Source organism: Bradyrhizobium campsiandrae (assembly GCF_014529705.1).
In the GTDB taxonomy this organism is placed as follows: domain Bacteria; phylum Pseudomonadota; class Alphaproteobacteria; order Rhizobiales; family Xanthobacteraceae; genus Bradyrhizobium; species Bradyrhizobium campsiandrae.
Map to the genome: position 1 here is coordinate 1 of NZ_JAANIH010000335.1, position 249 is coordinate 249.

General features: G+C 62.7%; 1 pseudogene. It reads left to right on the forward strand.

Features of this window, described 5'->3' with window-relative positions:
- Positions 1–43 precede the first annotated feature (43 nt).
- Positions 44–249 (forward strand): annotated as a pseudogene (locus tag G8O24_RS43320) (ABC transporter substrate-binding protein); the annotation flags it as partial.

Sequence of the window (249 nt, forward strand, 5' to 3'; positions counted from 1 at the left end):
GATTGCAAGTTTGGCCCCGAAACTTCCCTGGGAGCTTTGGGCCATGCGTATTCGTTTGACGACCTGTCTCGCCGTGCTTGCGCTGGGACTATCCGCAATCTCGGCGCGCGCTGAGACGGTGGTGCGCATCGGCATGACCGCTGCCGATATTCCGCGCACGCTCGGCCAGCCCGATCAGGGTTTTGAAGGCAACCGCTTCACCGGCCTGACCATGTATGATGCGCTGACCGGCTGGGACCTGTCGTCGGC